This window comes from Fibrobacter sp. UWH6 (genome assembly GCF_900142465.1).
Taxonomy (GTDB): Bacteria; Fibrobacterota; Fibrobacteria; order Fibrobacterales; family Fibrobacteraceae; genus Fibrobacter.
The window spans coordinates 63,710-81,455 of the sequence record NZ_FRAX01000015.1 but is presented as its reverse complement, the minus strand read 5'-3'; the positions used below and the strand labels follow the sequence as shown (position 1 = coordinate 81,455).

17 protein-coding genes and 1 tRNA gene are annotated in these 17,746 nt (G+C 49.7%); 4 read left to right on the top strand and 14 right to left on the bottom strand.

All coding sequences use genetic code 11. The annotated features are described in order from the left end of the window. Positions 1-29: 29 nt before the first annotated feature. Positions 30-809: a hypothetical protein gene (locus BUB73_RS12560; protein WP_073235962.1), complete on the top strand. Its 780-nt coding sequence runs from the start codon at positions 30-32 to the stop codon at positions 807-809. Here BUB73_RS12560 and dacB read toward each other — a convergent pair. From dacB to aroA, 3 genes are read right to left on the bottom strand one after another with little or no spacing between them, the layout of a single operon-like run. Further along, positions 796-3,000: a D-alanyl-D-alanine carboxypeptidase/D-alanyl-D-alanine endopeptidase gene (dacB, locus tag BUB73_RS12555; protein ID WP_083539768.1), complete on the bottom strand. Its 2,205-nt coding sequence runs from the start codon at positions 2,998-3,000 to the stop codon at positions 796-798. The two genes, BUB73_RS12560 and dacB, sit on opposite strands and share 14 nt — an antisense overlap. Positions 3,001-3,021: 21 nt before the next feature. Beyond that, positions 3,022-4,614, bottom strand: a complete 1,593-nt coding sequence (locus BUB73_RS12550) for an extracellular solute-binding protein (RefSeq protein ID WP_139259213.1) — start codon at positions 4,612-4,614, stop codon at positions 3,022-3,024. Positions 4,615-4,638: 24 nt separating this feature from the next. Further along, positions 4,639-5,970, bottom strand: coding sequence for a 3-phosphoshikimate 1-carboxyvinyltransferase (gene aroA / locus BUB73_RS12545; protein ID WP_073159818.1), 1,332 nt, complete (start codon positions 5,968-5,970; stop codon positions 4,639-4,641). Between the two features lie 92 nt (positions 5,971-6,062). On the opposite strand from aroA, the gene BUB73_RS12540 reads away from it, so the two are divergent. Further along, positions 6,063-7,019, top strand: a complete 957-nt coding sequence (locus BUB73_RS12540) for an acyl-[acyl-carrier-protein] thioesterase (RefSeq protein ID WP_249269379.1) — start codon at positions 6,063-6,065, stop codon at positions 7,017-7,019. A gap of 422 nt (positions 7,020-7,441) precedes the next feature. Here the strand turns inward: BUB73_RS12540 and BUB73_RS12535 are convergent, their stop codons facing one another. After that, positions 7,442-8,548 carry a ComEC/Rec2 family competence protein gene (locus tag BUB73_RS12535; protein WP_073286289.1) on the bottom strand — a complete coding sequence of 369 codons (1,107 nt, stop codon included), beginning with the start codon at positions 8,546-8,548 and terminating at the stop codon, positions 7,442-7,444. A 110-nt stretch (positions 8,549-8,658) separates the two neighbouring features. Here BUB73_RS12535 and BUB73_RS12530 point away from each other — a divergent pair, with 110 nt between their 5' ends. Further along, positions 8,659-9,024 (top strand): hypothetical protein, encoded by a 366-nt coding sequence (locus tag BUB73_RS12530; protein WP_073159815.1) that lies wholly within the window; start codon positions 8,659-8,661, stop codon positions 9,022-9,024. Between the two features lie 102 nt (positions 9,025-9,126). After that, positions 9,127-9,200: transfer RNA gene (locus BUB73_RS12525), tRNA-His, on the top strand. Between the two features lie 243 nt (positions 9,201-9,443). On the opposite strand, the gene BUB73_RS17385 is transcribed toward BUB73_RS12525, so the two are convergent. The 10 genes from BUB73_RS17385 to BUB73_RS12475 form a co-directional block, all read right to left on the bottom strand. Further along, positions 9,444-9,596 (bottom strand): hypothetical protein, encoded by a 153-nt coding sequence (locus BUB73_RS17385; protein WP_170932318.1) that lies wholly within the window; start codon positions 9,594-9,596, stop codon positions 9,444-9,446. A 31-nt stretch (positions 9,597-9,627) separates the two neighbouring features. Beyond that, positions 9,628-11,325 carry an FISUMP domain-containing protein gene (locus BUB73_RS12520; protein WP_073286286.1) on the bottom strand — a complete coding sequence of 566 codons (1,698 nt, stop codon included), beginning with the start codon at positions 11,323-11,325 and terminating at the stop codon, positions 9,628-9,630. Positions 11,326-11,335: 10 nt separating this feature from the next. After that, entirely contained in the window at positions 11,336-12,169 is an 834-nt protein-coding gene (locus tag BUB73_RS12515; RefSeq protein WP_073286283.1) for a TIGR02147 family protein, read from the bottom strand. Positions 12,170-12,389: 220 nt separating this feature from the next. Continuing rightward, positions 12,390-13,688, bottom strand: a complete 1,299-nt coding sequence (locus BUB73_RS12510; protein WP_073286280.1) for a hypothetical protein — start codon at positions 13,686-13,688, stop codon at positions 12,390-12,392. A gap of 268 nt (positions 13,689-13,956) precedes the next feature. Continuing rightward, positions 13,957-14,271 (bottom strand): hypothetical protein, encoded by a 315-nt coding sequence (locus BUB73_RS12500; RefSeq protein ID WP_073159805.1) that lies wholly within the window; start codon positions 14,269-14,271, stop codon positions 13,957-13,959. Positions 14,272-14,440: 169 nt separating this feature from the next. After that, positions 14,441-14,710 (bottom strand): PIN domain-containing protein, encoded by a 270-nt coding sequence (locus BUB73_RS12495; RefSeq protein WP_073159803.1) that lies wholly within the window; start codon positions 14,708-14,710, stop codon positions 14,441-14,443. Continuing rightward, the gene (locus BUB73_RS12490; protein WP_073235981.1) at positions 14,710-14,988 is read right to left on the bottom strand and encodes a hypothetical protein; all 279 of its coding nucleotides are present in this window, start codon (positions 14,986-14,988) and stop codon (positions 14,710-14,712) included. Before BUB73_RS12490 ends, BUB73_RS12495 begins: the two co-directional genes overlap by 1 nt. 168 nt (positions 14,989-15,156) lie before the next feature. Beyond that, the gene (locus tag BUB73_RS12485; protein WP_073159799.1) at positions 15,157-16,317 is read right to left on the bottom strand and encodes a sodium ion-translocating decarboxylase subunit beta; all 1,161 of its coding nucleotides are present in this window, start codon (positions 16,315-16,317) and stop codon (positions 15,157-15,159) included. Positions 16,318-16,341: 24 nt separating this feature from the next. Beyond that, the gene (locus BUB73_RS12480) at positions 16,342-16,713 is read right to left on the bottom strand and encodes an acyl-CoA carboxylase biotin carboxyl carrier protein subunit (RefSeq protein WP_073159797.1); all 372 of its coding nucleotides are present in this window, start codon (positions 16,711-16,713) and stop codon (positions 16,342-16,344) included. 55 nt (positions 16,714-16,768) lie between these two features. After that, the gene (locus tag BUB73_RS12475; RefSeq protein WP_073159795.1) at positions 16,769-17,608 is read right to left on the bottom strand and encodes a hypothetical protein; all 840 of its coding nucleotides are present in this window, start codon (positions 17,606-17,608) and stop codon (positions 16,769-16,771) included. Positions 17,609-17,746: the final 138 nt, after the last annotated feature.

The following is a 17,746-nucleotide window of genomic DNA, read 5'->3' as shown; positions in this document are numbered from 1 at the left end:
TTCTCTAGTGAATTAACTCGGAGGATTCAATGGCCGACGCCGTCGCAATTTGGAATGGATTTTTGCAGAAAACAGCAAGTCTCCCTGGAATCAGGGTCGACAGGAACGAGTACCTGACCAAGGAACTCAAGCTTTACTGCACCCAGGAACAGCTGGACATGATCCCTTCGAAACGTCCTTACGCCATTGTCAACGAAGACGTGATCGATCGCGTTGCAACGGCATGCATCCGTAACCACACCATCGCCGTCACATCCGCCTCGGCTGTTGCAGGAATCCCCGGCGGCATCGCCATGCTGGGCACTATTCCCGCCGACCTTTCACAGTACTATTTTCATGTGCTGGTACTCTCGCAGAAGTTGGCCTACCTGTATGGATTCCCCAATATGGTTGACAACGACAGCGGCGAACTTTCTGACGTGGCCCTCGACATGATGACCATTTTCGTGGGAACGGTCATGGGCGCAGGGTCGGCATCCCAGGCCATCCACTCCCTGGCGCAAAAGCTGGCCAAGCAGGCCCTGGAACAGCTCCCCAAGAAGGCGCTGACCAAGACTGCCATTTTCCAGATGGCAAAACCCATTGCAAAGATGCTGGGAATTAAGCTAACCAAGAAGGGATTCGCCCAGGCCGTCAGCAAGGCAATTCCCTTTATCGGGGCCCTTGCATCGGGCGGCATTACCGTAGCCACATTCCTCCCTGGAGCCAAGAGGCTGCAGAAAGAACTGATGGCCCAGCGCGGCCTCTTCGCCAACGAAGAGATCAACCTGACCAGCTACGAAAAGGCAACCGAAACTACTGCGGAATAAATTCGAAGAGAACTATGCCAGGAAGCTTTCCGCGGCGACTTTCAAGATAATCTGTAAGGGGAACTTCCACCACCTGCTTCTGCAAGGAAGAGGCGTGGCGTAGCTGCGGCAACTGACCGGGACGCAACACAACGAATCCGGTGTGGGTCACGTCGATCTTTTCGGACTTGGCCACAAAGGCAATTCCAACCACAGTAAAGGGACCCTCGTAGGCACGAGACATCAGAACCATAGCCTTGTCATAAGGCAGGTAACGAAGGTCTGTGGGTTCGTCGTCCCTCTTACGGGTAATGCCCTTCGCCTTAAAGAATTCCTTTTTGGGCATGGTGCGCTGAATAATGGTATCGCCAGGCAGAGGCAGAACCCTGGCATACTTGCTGCCATTCACCCAGTCAACAATCATGTAATGTTTGCGATGAGCGAAATCAATAATGCCCTTGTAGTAGCGAATACGCTGAAGGGTATTGAAAATTGAATCTTCATCCGCGGCCCTTGCCATAGCCAAGGCATGTTCCAGATAAGTTACACAGTTCACGGAATCCATGTTCACCAAGGGTTTATTCTCGATGGTATCCAGATAGCTTTCGCCCATAGCGGCCAGCAAGTAGGGCTTACCGATCATAGCCTTGGAGAAGTAATCCAGACGTTCATGGAAAGGTTTGATGTGTCTGGCTGACAACCACAAAGATTTCATTTCCATGAGGGAGGCGTAACTGTCGTTGGTCTGCATGACAATGCGGGTCCACAGAGTATCCAACACATCTTTCAATTTGGCATCGGGGTTCTTACCGGTATCATTCAGGTACATGGCCAGGGCCAGAGTATCGCCATCCATGGGGAACACATAACCCACCAAGGCATGGGCTTCACCAATGAATCCTGTCTTGAAGCGGGTAAGCCAAGGATAGGGATTATCCAGCTGACGCTTGCTACCTGTACCAGCGCCAGGGCCAGCAAAACTGTTGATATAATAACTGCCCTTGGGATGACGAGCCATCTTTGTCAGCAACAAAGTTTCTGTAGAGGGCAGCAATTTGTTCTTGGGAGAAAGTCCGCAACCGTCCCACACTTCAAAGTGGGTAGAGTCTATTCCCATTTCGGCAAGGAACTTGCGTTCCATAGCCTTGCCGCCTTCGACGCTTCCTTCCCCAGCCATCTGTGCGCCAAGATTGCGGAACAAGGCTTCGGCGTGGAAGTTCTGGCTGCGCTGATTGATTTCGTCAAGGATACTCAACAGTGGAGCGGCGCTAAAGGTGAATTTCTTGATCTCGATACCGGGAGTAACCGTGCTATCGGGAACGTAGCTGAGGCCCTTTTCCTTGAAGGCGTGCATCAGGGCTGCCCTAAAATAAGCCACCGGATTTCGCACAGGAAGAACCAGCTGATTGGAATCAATGCTAGTGCCAATGGTACCGCCAAGGACTATCTCGGGTTTTACCGGATCCAGAGCCCATGTCCATCTCTTGGAACGCCCCTTAACCGTCTGCAGTTCATTCTTGAGAACCACATAACCTACATCGGGAACGATTTCGGCAATAGCACGATCACCAGGTTTTGCACCGGGCTTAAAGCGGATCATGGTGCAGTTGTCATTAAAGTTCAGGGGAGCGATTTCTGCACCGTACCAGGCATCATAAAAATTCTTGCGCCAATGCTCAGCCTTCCAGGGGCCAGTGTAATAACTGGTATCCAAATTCAAGTTTCCGCGGATAGTATCAATCCCAAGGCTCTTGATAGAATCAGCCATGGCATACAGGGCGTCAAAGGGATCCGCATAATAGCGTCCCGAAAAATTTGGATCCCCTTCTCCACGAACATTTACGGTTCCTACGAAAACCGGCTTCAGGTCATAGCCATCCATACCCTTGTTCTTCTGGATACTGCCCAACAGAGAAATCTCGGTCTTGGGTTCATAATCCAGAGGCAGAAAATGCAGGGCCGTAGCCGTAGTCAAAGTCTTTAATGTACTTGCCGGAGTAAACTTTTCGGAGCCGCGAATCTGACCCAGTTCCACACCGGATTTTACAGAACGGATCGAAAGACCGAAACGGGAACCCGGCACAACAGAATCCACATAAGACTGGAAAGGGGCCAGGTCAAAACCGGCAAGGGCGTTTACACAAAGGAACATCGAGAGCACCGTCATCTTGCGGGCCATCGAAAAATTCTTAAGGCTAGAGAAAAGCTTCATATTCAGGGAACCGTACAGGCATCAACGCTTGCGGCGCAAGACAACAACAATAACGACAACAACAAGGACAAGAGCCGCGGCAGCAACTAACACGACAAACAGGGGACGTTCTGTTTCCTGAGGTTCTTCGCGGATTTCATTTTCATGTTCTTCTACAGGTTGCATCAACGCCAGGCGGATACAAGCCCATAAGGAATCTCGGTCTAGGCCGCTTTCGTGGCGGAGCAGGCTATCAATCTGTTCGTGTGCGGCAAGAACCACTCGAGGAATTTCATCGGACTCATCACAGCTGGTGTCTGCCAGGGACTTGGCAATGCGGCCCACCATATTGTTCATGACCACTTCAACTTCACGCCATTCAGGAATGTTAATGAAGCTGCGGCCATCCTTTTCGAGACCATTAATCAACTGGTAATAGCGGGAGTCCTGAGCCCACAGGTGGATCAGGCTGCGGTCTGCCGGCAAGAAACCGATCTGGCGGGAATACTGGTCCACGTTGTCGGCGCGGAGCAGGAACAGGAACAAATCCGCAGCTTCCTTCTGACGTTGGGCAGACCTGTAAGACAGAAGCTTCGGGAGAGCCAGATGACTTCCGCCCACGAAGGTAAAGCGACCGGCAGGTCCCTTAGGAGAAGGGATGACAGCAATGCCATCTTTAGCCAGGGGACTTTCCATAAGGCCACCCACATCACTACCGAATTCCATCTTGCGGATGATTTCGGAGGTCCCGTGAATCATGAGCATTTCGGAACGGACAAAGCGGTCGGCAATCTGACTGGAATTTTCGCGAAGACCGTTAGGAGAAATTTCCTGGTCGCGGACAAACTTGAGATAATGACGCAAACCTACCAGGGAAGCAGAATCCACCAGGGCGCTGCGATAGCCAGAGAATCTAGAGGAATCGTTCTCGTGGACCTCGCATTCCACCACCAGGTCACCACCAAAACTCCACAGGATCGGAGCCATCTGCTGTTGAGCCGTCCAGTCTTCGCGTACACCAAATTCAAAAGCTGTCACAGGACGACCGTAACCATTCTTAAGCTGAGCCTTGGCCACGGAACGCAATGTTCCATAGAATTCAGGGAAGTTCTCTACATCTTCATCGTTAAAGCCCATAGAAAGCCACAGACGTTCATTCACGAACAAGCCGCGCACATCCAGGAACCATGGCAGGGCGTAAGTTTCCTTGCCACGTCCAACGTGAGTCGCCTTCATAGCCTCGCTATAGAAGCGTGTGGAGTCCACAACATCCAGAAGGGAATCAATGGAGGAAATCATACCAGCATCGGCAAAGTAGGGAACCCAGCTGGAGCCCAACTGCACAACGTCAGGGACTTCGGCACCAGAAGCTTCCACCTCAGAAGAGTCCATAGCAAACACGCGCTGCAATTCGTCAAAAGCCTCGCCCCAATTCAGGAAGCGAACCTTTACAGGCTTCTTTGTCTGCTGGGAATACTTACGGGTAATCTTCTGCAGGGCAAACCCTGAATTGACACCGTCGTCCATAACCCACAGAGACAGAGTATCCTTGGCAGGCACCGCATGCAGCTCGGGATCGGCAAAAGCCGCTACCGAGAAAACAACCAGCAGAAAAAATCCAAAGATCTTATTCACTTTTTCTAATCCAAACACACCGAATTACTTAGCCAACTTCTTGAAATCCTCGAAGTACTTAGGATAAGTCTTGTTCACGCAGGCCGGGTCCATAATCTTCACCGGCACACCACCCAGGGCCACCAGGCTAAAGCACATGGCCATACGGTGGTCGTTGTAAGTTTCGATAGCTACGTTCTCGTTGAGCTTGGCCGGCGGGGTCACGGTAATGGAATCGTTGGTTTCTACCACCTGGGCGCCAACCTTGCGAAGTTCAGCAGCCATGGCGGCGATACGGTCGGTTTCCTTGACACGCCAGCTGGCAATACCGCTAATGGTCATGGGGCCGTCGGCAAACAGGGCCAGCACGGCAACGGTCATGGCGGCATCGGGAATGTCGTTCAGGTTCATATCGCAGGCATGCAACGGAGCGCCTTCGCATTCCACCCAGTCGGGGCCCATGGTAATCTTAGCACCCATCTTCTTGAGCACTTCCACAAAGGCCACGTCACCCTGGCGGCATTCGCTGCCCACGCCCAGAACGCGGCACTTGCCCTTGGCGATAGCGGCGGCGGCAAGCGGGTAGCTGGCAGAACTGGCATCGCCTTCCACCATGTAGTCACCGGGGCTTACATAAACGCCCTTGGGAACGTAAAAATCAGTCAGGCCATCGTGACGCACTTCGATGCCGAAATGCTTCATCACATCCAGAGTCAACAGGATGTAGGGGGCAGAAATCAGCTGACCTTCTACATGAATGTGGAGTTCGGAACCTTCTTCGCCAATGGCGTAGGGGGCGCAAATCAGAAGGGCGGTCAAATACTGGCTAGAAATATTGCCGCGAACACTTACGGAACCGCTCTTCAGGCCGTTGGAGCGGATGCATACCGGCGGGAATCCAACCGTTTCCATGTAGGTGATGTCGGCGCCAAGGCTGCCCAGGGCATCCACCAGGTCGCGGATGGGGCGTTCCTTCATGCGCTGCTCACCACTCAGGTGGAATTCGCCCTTGCCCAAGGTAAGGGCCGCACAGAGGGAGCGCATGGCGGTACCGGCATTACCCAAATAAAGGTCTGCCACATAATCGCCATCTACATTTTCGGGGGCATCCATAGGACCACCGTTGCCCACCACAGTGGCTTCGGTATAGTCGTCGGACATTTCGATCTTGATGCCAAGTTCCTTGAGGGCCTCGCCCATGTAGCGGGTATCATCGCTGCGCAAAAGGTTATGCAGCTTTGTGGTTCCGCGGGCCAATGCCGAAATAAGGAAAACACGGTTTGTAATACTCTTGGATCCGGGGACTCGAACTTCACCATTGTAAGAACTGAGTGCCGGCAACTGTAACGAACTGGGACGAGAAAATGCTTCTACCATGGGCACAAATTTATAAATTGTGAAGGAATTTTTCTGTGATGTTGCAAGCATTTAAGGGTCTAACGAGAGCGACGTCACACTGCGAGGATTTAATGATTTTTGAAAAGCTATTTGGTAAAAAAAAGCAGGCCGGTACCGCAAACACAGCAGATGGTGCCGTCGAAGTCGCAGGTACCGCCGCGAAAAAATCCCAGGGGTTTGACGCCTCGTCCATCGCCGTAACCCCCATCAGCCCGGAGCTCATGGCAAACGCCACCCGCACCGCCCCAAACTCCGACGAAGACGACACCGACGAAATCACCGAGCTGAAATTTACCGTACGCTTTTCGGACTGCGATGAACACAATCGCCTCAAACTTTCTAGGCTGTTTCAGTTTACCGAAGAAGCCGCCTTGTCAGATGCCGAACGCAAGGGCTATGGCTTATGGAACATGATGAAGGCCGGCTACGGCTGCGTCGTGACCCGCATGAAGTTGCGCCTGAACCACACTCCCGTTTTAGGCGAAGAACTGCTGGTCAGCACCTGGGCCAAGGAGAACTATAAGGACAAAGTAATATACAAGGATTACAGGGTCTGCGATGGCCGCGGCAACATCCTGGTCGAAGGCACCTCCTCCTGGCTGCTGGTGGACTTGAAAACCGGCAAGGCAGTCCCCCCATCTACCAGCCCCTTCCCCCTGCCCATCGAAGAAGGCCGCGAAGCTCTGCCCTCCAAGCTGGACATCCTTTCTATGGGATTGTTCCCCAAGGTTGTGGACCAGGTTCAGGGCCGCAACACCGACCTGGACATCAACCATCACGTCAACCACTGCCGTTATGTGGACTGGGTTCTGGACGCCTTGACCCGCGAAGAAGTCAAGGACCGCGGCATCCGTTCCATCCAGATGAATTACATCCATCAGATTCCCCTTGACGAAAAGGTCGACATCGTCCGCTTCAGGGATTCCAAGCACCACGCCGTACTCTTTGGCATGAACGCCGAAGAAATGAAGAAAAACCCTCTCAAGGCCAAATGCCACTTCCAGGCCCGCGTAGGATTTTTACGATAAACGCGAAAAGGCTTTTCAAAAAGGCATTTTTTGGGGAAAGTACTAACCAAATGAAGGAAAAAGGGCTTTCGGTTAGCAAATATTTAGTTTGTTCGCAAACAAAACAAGCAAATTGGGGATTTTTACCACCCACAAACCTCAAAAAAGGCCATATCTCCCGCAACAACGTTTAATTTCGCCACAAAAACAGTTAATTTATTCACAAAACTACTAACCAAGCGCTCGTAAAAAGGCCATTTGGTTAGTAAAATCCGAAAAAAAACACATTCTCAAGGTTGCGGGAGCGACGGTTGCAGAGTCGGGGGAGCGGCGGTTACAGAGTCGCGGGAGCGGCGGTTGCAGAGTTGCGGGAGCGGCGGTTGCAGAGTCGGGGGAGCGGCGGTTACAGAGTCGCGGGAGTGGCGGTTGCAGAGTCGCGGGGACTATGGTACAACGCCTACGCCAGGCACCAGCATGAAAGTAACATCGCCCTCCCGGTCGGTGCGGAAAAGATTCGTTACGTCTGCGGAGTTTGAAGTTGTCGCAGAAATTTCCGCATCCGCGGAGTCGGGGGACGTCGCGGTATCGGCCGCGGAGATTGTCGCGTCTGCGGAGGGAGTCGCGGAATTGGAGATCGCCGCGGAGCCCAGCACGTATTGCAGCTTTCGCAGGACAGGTTCCGCGGGGTGGCCGTAACTATTGCGGGCCCCCACGCTAATAACCGCATACCGGGGCGACACCCCGCTCAAAAATCGCAAGGTGGAACTGTGGACGGAACCGTGGTGCCCCACCTGCAAAAGATCCGCCGACACATCCGAGGTCACCTCCAGCAGGCGGCACTCCCCCAGCGAATCCAGATCACCCGTCAGCAGAAACGAGCCTTCGTCAGTACCGCCGGCGGACACCCCGACGTTCCCAGCAGACTCCCCGGAGCCATCATCGACAAGGCGGCCCCGCAAAACGACGCTGGCCCCGTTTTCGCCCACCTGCAGATATTCCACCGGCCAGAGCACCGTCAGCAGCACCTTGCCCAACGACACTTGATCGCCGCGGTGTAAAGTGTCTATGGGAATGCCCCGCCGGCGGGCGGAGCGCAGTACGCTGTCCACCAGAATGCCTCCCGAGGTATCCGGCCCTACCATAAGGCGCCCCACCGGAATGGCCCGGCGACCGTCCGACGAAACAGACCACGAATTGTCCGACGGACCAGACGACAAATCGCGCGACGGACCAGACGGATCTGCCAGCAGTTCCAGCAGCCCGCCCAAATGATCCCGATGATTATGACTCAGCAGAACCCAGTCTAACGAATCCACCCCGTGGTCCCTCAATTTTTCTATAAAATTTGCGGAATCCGGCCCGCTGTCATATAGGGCGTAACGCCCTCCATATTCCAGCAGCACCGAAAGCCCCTGACCCACATCCAAAAAAGTCACCCGGCCAACCTCCTCTTCAGCCCCTCCCCCAGACACGTATTGACAGCCCCAGGAAACCATGGCAAAAAACGTCAAAATTGCGCAAAACAGACCAAACCAGCCATATTTTTTCATCAACAGACCTCCAAATTAAGGAATAGCATGTACTTATACACGCACGAAAACGCAAAACGTTCATTTTTCCGCCTTTTTTTTACTATCTTTCCCCTTAAACGAGGTTTGTTATGCAATTACCCAAGTACAAAAAGAAGAAGCGCATCAAGTTGAAAGTCTGCCAGGAACCCGGCTGCGGCCGCGAATTCTGGGGTCACCCGATCGCCAAGTACTGCGAATTGCACCGCGACATCAAGCAGCGCCAGAAGCAGAAGAAGGATGTGGAAAACATCGAATCCAAGAACATCATCTTCCGCCACAACTACACCGAGTCCATGGACTTGACCTTCAAGTGCTGCCTCGACGGCTGCGGCGAGTCCTTTAGCATCCGCGTGTTCCCCAAGCAGTACATTTACCCCCGTTTCTGCGAAGAACACCGCAATGACTTTAAGCGCGCCAATTTCCAGCGCATTATGGCCAAGATGAAGAACGACTAATTTTTTTGGGTCCGCGGGCCAAAAAAATCAGATTTTATAAAAAAAATTAGGAGCTACCCTTGAATTTCGGGGTAGCTTTTTTATATTTGGGCCACATTCATGGTGGATGTAGCTCAATTGGTTAGAGTCCCAGATTGTGATTCTGGATGTTGTCGGTTCGAGTCCGGTCATCCACCCGAATAAAAGAAGACCTCGCAGAAATGCGAGGTCTTCTTTTTTTTCATGCAAGGGCGAGGCCCCCTTGGAACCCACTGGCAATCACCCTGCGATTGCTGACTGTAGACTCCGCTTTCATTTAGTCTGTTTCATACAAGGGGGAGATACTCCCCCTTGCCCCCCCCCCTGGGCAATCGCCCTGCGATTGCCGGATGCTGATGGTTGCTGATGGATGCAAAAAAGCAAGGCGATGCCTTGCTTTCTTAACAGTCTTTGGGGAGTTCGGGTTGGCTGTTGAAGCCGACTTGCGTTACTGGGGGCGCGTCCAGGCCGCTGCCGGAATACAGCAGAGGGCGAGCCTTCAGCTTTACCATTTTCATCCGAGGAGGATTGTAGTCCTTACGCTTCATATCCAAGACTCCTCCTAACCCTGAACCCCCAAACGCGTTAGTTCTTGATGCAACGGACAGACATAGGAACACCAAATTCATTCGTATGGTTGGCATATACCCTAGGATATGCAAATCCTATTCTATTTCCATCATTTTCTATAAAGGTTCTGTCATCAGAAGCATTAGGTTCTTTTTCAGGAATGAATACGAATTCATCGTAAGACGCAAGCCCAAATTCCACGACATCCGGCCAAGCCCCATAAACACTTGGGTAACCAACAAAGTTCAGCAGAGTCATCCAATCCTCTCTAGACGGGATTCTCCAGCCATCGGGACATATTCCTTGATGATTCTGAACATCTATCGTCTCAAGAAGTTCATCAGTCCGAAGCTCGGCCAAGGAACAAGCTTGGTAAGCTACAAGGCTATCTAGTTCATCCAAACGACTTTCAACGCATTCCTGCAAATAAGTTGAGGCGTAATCATCACCGAGCATCTCCGCCAAATCTCCCAAAAAGGAGTCTAAATTCCCTTCCTGCACATAGCCTGTCGTATCCAAATTCATCGCCTCAAGCCAGGTATAAAGATTTCCCTCGTCGTCACATTTTTTCGGATCTTTTTCAGGACACCTGGATTTTCCATTCAATGCATATTTCAAATTTTCCGACATCCATGTTTGCGTTTCCCCATTCGCAATAAAAGATGTCGTTTTATAGACACGTCCATCGCGAGCATCCGTCATAGATCCCACCGTATGAAGGTATTCCTTCATCTGTCGGATCCACAACCCGTCGTGACACATCAACATTGTGTTGGAGGCGAACTCACCCCATACGGGGCCAGCGGTAGACCAGCCTACTTCATGGAATTCGCCTTCTTTCAAGTTGTCACATTGACCGAGTTCCAACAAAACAGCTATATAGTTAGACACGTAATCACTTGCCAACTGAAGCATTTCCTTGGAAGGTCTAGCAAATCCGGCTTCTTCAAAACAACTTCCATTCAGCAAATACTGATTGTCAAAATCATAAATCGCCATCCTCAAAAGGCAACTTTCATCAAACGAACAATGATCAAGTTCCCTAGTCGTCTCGGCAAGATAACTTGCCGCAATTAAGACTGCATCCGACCTGGTCGTTCCAGAGATAGTCATTTTTTCAAATTTTTCATATTCTCCGTAAACGCCTAATTTCCTTAGAATGACCTGTTCTGCAGAATCTAAGGCTTGCACAGCACTTACTCCTTGAGAAATAAGGCGAAGAACTTCCGCATATTTCCATTCCGTCAAGACATTAACGTTTATGGTCGAAAGATCGTTTGCATCGACAATGGCATGGTATTTCGCTTCTTCGCTTGTAGAATGAGTTTTCAGTTCTCCAGCCACAGTCAGTAAACCATATTTCCATTTAGGAAAGTCAATGTTTAATTCAAAGTCAAAATCGTTATCCAAGTCAAGCGTTCTGCAAGACTCCGTTTCAGAAAATGAAACTTCATCTAGCTTACAGTATTTCACTGTTTTAGGAACAAAGGGTAAACCGGAAACTTCAACCACCTTTGAATTTTCCTCCGTGGCAATTCTAGCAAGAGCATCAATGTGTACCTTCAAGGCAACACTTGTTTCCTCTGAAACTCCATTGGCCACATTGCCGCCGTTGTCTGTACAGCCCATCATTGCTACGACTGCAGCAGTCATCAAGCTCGCGCCACTTGCGGCAGCAAAGCCTGCACCTATCTTTTTGAACAACTTCTTCATGATAATCCTCCTATTTCTTTTCCCCTGAAATTTTTTGAGACATGGGAAAGAGCTGCATGTTCAAGCGATAGACTCTTTCCATTTTATCGTCAGCCATGACGATGTCTGCCACACTCTTTCTGAACTCGGCGATTTTCTGCACCACCTTTTCGTAGGACTTTTCAGAAAGCCCCATGGTAAGGCCAGAAAAATGCCGTTCCTTTTGAGCCACGTTCTCGATGGTATCCAAGGCAAGTTCACCCATCTGATGATGCAATTCACGAACAGCCAACGGAGTTATCTCCATGGGGCCGGTGGTGACGAACTGCTCCGTTTGACGATAGCTGCCATCGGATTCCTTTTTGAGAAGTCCCGACTTTGTCAAAAAGGCGAGAACCTCGGAAACCTCTGCCGCGGTAATTTTAGGCATGCAGGCCTTGGCCATTTCCAAGGGCTTTGCGTTAGCCATGGCAGGAGCCAATTCACGAAGCAGAGGGTTCTTCCAGTCGCTAAAATAACGGAAGGAATCACCTTCTACAACGGTCGCCTTGTGGGCCGCAGCGATACCGAGCATCTCATTGAAAAGAGTCCTTCTGGATTCGTTGTCCTTGGCATGGTTCAGATTCACCAGGACCTTGAAGTAATCCACCTCCCAGTCCTTCAGTTCCATGGCAGCGGCCACACGGTCAACGGCGGCTTCGCTCAGGTTGTACTTGCCCTCGGCAACCAGCTTCAGGTAAACCGGCGACGAGAAACCTGCGCTCTTGGCAAAGTCGCGCCAGGTAAAGGCTCTACGTGCCTTGCGGTCAACATAGAAGTCTGCGATGTACCTGCGATAATCCGTGTACTCAATAATTTTTTTCAAAGGAACCTCCTTTCCCTTGACCCCAAATTTACCTTGTTACAAAGAAAAATCAATATTTCGCAACACAGAATATCAAAATTTTTAACAAGAATTAAGAAAATTTTGTATCGTGAAAATTTCTAAGCAAAAATACGATACAGAAATAATAAAGGAGATGCCGGATCGCGCCCGGCATGACAACAAAAAAGCACGGCACGACTTCTAAAGTTCAGCTTCCGTTTTATTCTTCGCAGGGGCCACTCACCCGAATACTAAAACCATAGGATTCACTGAAAAATTTTTTCCCATCCTGAATCTCTAAGACTAATTTAGCAGGCAAGATTTTGTCATTAAGTGATTTCATATTTTTGACGTTATTCGGCAAATAAAACCATTCCTTAGGTAAATAATCATCACCTTTTCTTTCAAATACCCCGTCCTTAACAGAGACATATCCTTTCCCATAATCAATCTTTGTCATAATCCTTCTTTTAACACTATCATCACAATAAATACATTTTCCTTCAGACTGAAAAGCATGTCGAGGAATGTAGTCAAGTTCCTTCTTTAACGTTAGGCTGTGACGTTTGTTATCAAAACAATACTCAGCAACAACCCTATTTTTAGCACACGGGCCAACAATAACCGCATCAAAAGATTTACGATACAAACAAGAACCCCCATTCGATTTAAATTCCCACATGCCCTTAAAGGGCTTCCAATAATACCGGACAATTGAATTCAACGCATCTTTCAAATGAAAATGCAGTCTATCACGATCAACAGGACTTATTTCCATTGCAGACATTTTTAAATTTCTACAAGAAGTATCAGATAATGATGGCGCATCAAAGGACTCAACAATACGCGCCTGAAAATCACCAGAAGAATCTGAGGGAGCATCAAGAACAAATTTAGTTTTATAAATTTCTCCCATATCAGAAGCGTATGGTTCTATAACCCCCTCTCTCACCAAGTGAAGACCATACATATCCGCAGACCTAGATTCCACACAAAATTCAAATGTTTCCGGCTCAACAGAGCACTCTCCCACTATGACAGCCATAAAATCCGAGGAGAGTTTCACTTCTGTATTGTAGAGTTCCGCAAACCACGTTCCCTTTAATTCTTTTCCATAATACGGTTTCAACGATTTTTTAGCATTTTTTAGATAATAACAAAGACAGGAAGAACCTTTGACTAGCTCTGTTTTCAAAGATTCAGTTTTTTTCTTAACATCTTTAAGCCCCCCAAAACAAGCATGAAAACCCATTCTAAGCAGAGAATCCATTTTCTCATCCTCTGGGGCATCAACAAAGTAATTGTAGTACCAGTCAGAACAACCCACTTCAACAGAATCCGGAATAATCCAGTTTGAGTCCGTAGGAATTCTAATATTTTTCAGCAAATACAATTCATACGAGTTATCAGTTCCGATTTTCGCACAAAATTCAGCAACTTGCCCGTTCTTGTTTTCGGCAATCGCATGAGAAAAGAAAAGAACGGTAAAAACCAATCCTAAACATCGAATTTTCATCATAACTTACACCTATCAATTTGCATATCGTGGTATTTTTTCACAGTATCCTGAACACTAGGATAGCTCAAATGGCCTTGGCTACCATTGTAATCAATTGCATTTTGAGCATCAAAAAGCGACTGAAGTTTCCACTCTACTTGTTTCCAAAACGTCTCTGCCGCCTTCTCTGCATAAGCTCTATTTTCATAAACAATGCAATCAGCAAGTAACGACGTGTTAAGCCAAAACAAACAAGCCAACAAAATTATCTTTTCACCACTCCAGCCCTTTACTCTACGAATTTCATGTTAGGATATTTCGCCTGAACGCATTTACGGAATTCCTTCGTGCCGGAACCATACTTCTCCTTACATTCGCTAAAATCGTAGGCACCTTTTGTAATGGGCTTAGGAGGAGCAGCATTTAAAAAACGCTCTTGCGTTTCCAACGGTCTTTGGAGATGCAATTCATTCGGACCCGTCAGGATTTGCGAATCTTGAATTCTTGAGGTTTCAGGATGGTTATGGGTCAATGCCTTACGTTCTTCATCATTGCAAGCTGCGACAAGGAACGTCATTGCAATTAGCATCGCAATTGTCTTCATATCATTCTCCTATATTCCTAACAGAAAAAAAATAATCATTCCTGACAAATTATGCAACCTCGTTTTTTGTATATTCTTACCAACGTTCGCGGACGCGGCTTTTGATCCGTCGCAGGCGCAGCGATTTTCTTAGATGGCGGCCATTGACTGCCCATGGAGTTAGCCCCAACTAGGCTATTCCACGATTTTTTACATCCACATATTCAAGTCCCGTTTCCAATTGCAACTGGTTTACAGCATCCACAGCAATAGATTCATCCACAAGAATAAAAGACTTTTCCCTTATCTGCTGAATTTCGTCAACGAAGTCTTCATTGCAGGTCAATTCGCGATAAACGGCATGCGGTATAACAACAGTTTCAAACAACTGCTGCAACATATCCAAGCGATTGATTTTCAGGAAAGATATTAACGGAGTGGTATCGGATACAACGAGCATTACCCTTTCCTCCGCACTGCATCGTAGGTCGCCAATTCTTCGTTCAGCATATTCGCATCACCATCGATATACGGAATTCCCATATCTCCATAGAGAGCAATTAGCCTTTCCTTTGGTATTCCTAAAATTTCAGCAGCACGGCCGTGGGAAATAGTCAAATCTTTAATGTAAGGGTATAAAATCAAGGCATTACGCACCAACTCGTCACGGCACTGGTTTTCCGTGATGAAATCATGCATTGATTCCGGAACCTTGATTGCTACAGTTGTGAGTTCCATATTGACTTGTCCTTCTAATATACAAACACATATAAATTGGAGCAAGTGGCAGAAAATGACATTGTACAAAAAAAAGAAGACCTCGGTTCATCACCGAGGTCTTCTTGGATCCTGTCTGATCCTGTCTGATCCTATCGCTACGCTCCAGGATGACAGCTCCAGGATGACTTAGCTCAAGCGGCTAATCATGTAACCAGCGCAAACTGCGGTACCGATCACGCCAGCCACGTTGGGGCCCATAGCGTGCATCAGCAGGAAGTTCTGCGGATCGTACTTGGCACCTTCAACCTGAGAAACGCGGGCAGCCATGGGAACTGCAGAAACGCCTGCGGAACCAATGAGCGGGTTCACCGGATTCTTGGGAGAAAGTTTGTTCATGATCTTTGCGAGGAAGAGGCCTGCGGCAGTAGAGAAGCCGAAGGCAACCACGCCCATAGCGATGATCATGAGGGTCTGGGGGCGCAGGAAGATGTCGGCAGACATGGTGAGGCCCACAGAAGTACCAAGGAAGATGGTCACGATGTTCATGAGTTCGTTCTGACCGGTCTTGACGAGACGATCAACAACGCCAGATTCCTTGAAGATGTTACCAAGCATAAGCATGATGATCAGTGCAGATGCATCGGGCACAACCAGGATGCAGACGATCATAACCATGACGGCGAAGGCAATACGTTCGGCCTTGGAGACCTTGCGGAGAGACTTCATGCGGATCTTGCGTTCTGCATCGTTGGTCATGAGGCGCATGATGGGCGGCTGAATCAGCGGCACCAGAGCCATGTAGGTGTAAGCAGCCACGGCGATGGGGCCGATGAGGTGCTTAGCCAGCTTGTTGGCGGTAAAGATAGAGGTCGGACCGTCAGCACCACCGATAATACCGATGGAAGCTGCTTCGCCCAGAGTAAAGCCACCGAAAGCAACGGCGCAGAACATGGTTGCGAAGACGCCGAACTGAGCACCACCACCCAGGAGGAGGGTACGCGGATTTGCAATCAGCGGTCCAAAGTCAGTCATGGCACCCACGCCCAGGAAGATGATGGGCGGGAAGAGTTCCAGGTGGATACCCTGGCTGATGTAGTAATAGAGGCCTTCAGTCGGGACAAACATGCCCTCGATGCTCCAGCCACCATCATAGAATCCCTTGGTGGGGATGTTCACCGCAAGAGCGCCCAGTGCGATCGGCAAGAGCAGCAGCGGTTCGAACTTTTTCACGATTGCCAAGTACATCAGGACGAAGCTGACAATCCACATCACGATCATAGACGGCGTGATGTAGGCAAAGCCAGTGTCGCCAGCGAACTGGACAACGGAGTTAAGGATTGAACTCATTTATATGTACCTCAGTAGGCTAAATTAAGCGATGGTGAGGAGAGTCTGGCCATCAACGACGGTGTCGGTTTCCTTAACGGAAACAGAGTTCACGGTACCTGCGCAAGGAGCGACAACCGGGTTTTCCATCTTGAGAGCTTCGATGATTGCAACTTCCTGGTTAGCTTCGACCTTGTCGCCAACCTTGACCTTCAGCTTGAACACAGAACCAGCGAGGGGGCTCTTAACTTCGGTGCCACCAGCGACAGCAGGTGCAGCAGCGGGAGCAGGAGCGGCAACCGGTGCGGGAGCAGCAGCCGGAGCGGCAGCGGGAGCAACGGCAACATTGGAATCAAGAACTTCAACTTCTACATCGTAGCTCTTGCCTTCGAAACTGATACGTACGGTCTTCTTCATTTTTCTTTTTCCTGGCTTTATAGCCTGTTGAATTTTTAAAGGTTGTTCCTAGATCTTAGACAATGGTCCAAGCAGGGGAGTTAACATTCTTGTAAGCGGTGACGCGGCAGGGCTGACCCAGGACCTGAGTTGCAGCTGCGGTCATGATCACCACCAGTTCGTCGTTGGTAAGGCCCGGATGTTCTTCGAGGGCGGCAATAGCAGCGATAGACAGGAAAGCCTGGAGCTGCTTGTTGGTCATACCCGGATGAACGCTCTTGGCATTGGGATCCCAGTCGCAGTGAGCGGGGCCAATGGTACGGGGTGCAGCGGCGGCAGGGGCTGCAGCGGGAGCGGCAGCAGGAGCAGCGGCGGCGGGCTTGACTGCGGGTGCAGGAGCCTTGTCCACGTTGAGGCCAAGCTTTGCCATGATGAAGTTCATCAAGTAGCAGAGCAGGCAGAGGCCGATAATAACAGCCATCACTACGATAAGGCCAGTAGCCTGGAATTCAGCCAGCTTGCCAATAGTGAAGGTTTCCTTTTCGCCCTGGCAGACGCCTTCGACAACGTCGCCATTGCAATATTCCTTGCCCAAAGTAGCCTTGGCAATGGGGAGCACCTTTGCAGATGCATCGTCCTTAGCCTTGAGGGCGTTACGGGCGGTCACAGACTGATCGTAAGTCTTGTAGAGCACCTGGAATCCACCACCATGAGCTTCGACAATTTCGAAGACGGCGGAATCGGCACCAGGAGTCAGGTCAAGCTGAGCCTGAACCTTAGCGGCATCAGTAGGAGACATCAAGGCGATCTGCTCGTCGAAACGTCCCTTAGCCTTTGCAGCCGGTGTTGCAACTACAGCTTCTTCGGCAGCGGGAGCTACCTGGGATTCTGCAGTGATTTCTTGCGTTTCATTCATATTGGATTTTATCCATTCTTTTAGGTGAACATTTTGATAAAAATCAACGATGGAAATTTAACTAATTAGCGGAAAGCGAAAAGGTTAAAGGTTAAAGATAAGGGCAAATGAGGGGGAAATTTTTAGACTAAAAAAGCG

What these genes read in the sequence shown, in the direction of transcription:
- BUB73_RS12485 (WP_073159799.1), bottom strand. Translation starts at nt 16,317, where the DNA reads ATGAGTTCAATCCTTAACTCCGTTGTCCAGTTCGCTGGCGACACTGGC.
- BUB73_RS12535 (WP_073286289.1), bottom strand. Translation starts at nt 8,548, where the DNA reads ATGAAAAAATATGGCTGGTTTGGTCTGTTTTGCGCAATTTTGACGTTT.
- BUB73_RS12520 (WP_073286286.1), bottom strand. Translation starts at nt 11,325, where the DNA reads ATGAAGAAGTTGTTCAAAAAGATAGGTGCAGGCTTTGCTGCCGCAAGT.
- BUB73_RS12510 (WP_073286280.1), bottom strand. Translation starts at nt 13,688, where the DNA reads ATGATGAAAATTCGATGTTTAGGATTGGTTTTTACCGTTCTTTTCTTT.
- dacB (WP_083539768.1), bottom strand. Translation starts at nt 3,000, where the DNA reads ATGAAGCTTTTCTCTAGCCTTAAGAATTTTTCGATGGCCCGCAAGATG.
- BUB73_RS12480 (WP_073159797.1), bottom strand. Translation starts at nt 16,713, where the DNA reads ATGAAGAAGACCGTACGTATCAGTTTCGAAGGCAAGAGCTACGATGTA.
- BUB73_RS12495 (WP_073159803.1), bottom strand. Translation starts at nt 14,710, where the DNA reads ATGCTCGTTGTATCCGATACCACTCCGTTAATATCTTTCCTGAAAATC.
- BUB73_RS12475 (WP_073159795.1), bottom strand. Translation starts at nt 17,608, where the DNA reads ATGAATGAAACGCAAGAAATCACTGCAGAATCCCAGGTAGCTCCCGCT.
- aroA (WP_073159818.1), bottom strand. Translation starts at nt 5,970, where the DNA reads ATGGTAGAAGCATTTTCTCGTCCCAGTTCGTTACAGTTGCCGGCACTC.
- BUB73_RS12540 (WP_249269379.1), top strand. Translation starts at nt 6,063, where the DNA reads ATGATTTTTGAAAAGCTATTTGGTAAAAAAAAGCAGGCCGGTACCGCA.
- BUB73_RS12490 (WP_073235981.1), bottom strand. Translation starts at nt 14,988, where the DNA reads ATGGAACTCACAACTGTAGCAATCAAGGTTCCGGAATCAATGCATGAT.
- BUB73_RS12530 (WP_073159815.1), top strand. Translation starts at nt 8,659, where the DNA reads ATGCAATTACCCAAGTACAAAAAGAAGAAGCGCATCAAGTTGAAAGTC.
- BUB73_RS12500 (WP_073159805.1), bottom strand. Translation starts at nt 14,271, where the DNA reads ATGAAGACAATTGCGATGCTAATTGCAATGACGTTCCTTGTCGCAGCT.
- BUB73_RS12560 (WP_073235962.1), top strand. Translation starts at nt 30, where the DNA reads ATGGCCGACGCCGTCGCAATTTGGAATGGATTTTTGCAGAAAACAGCA.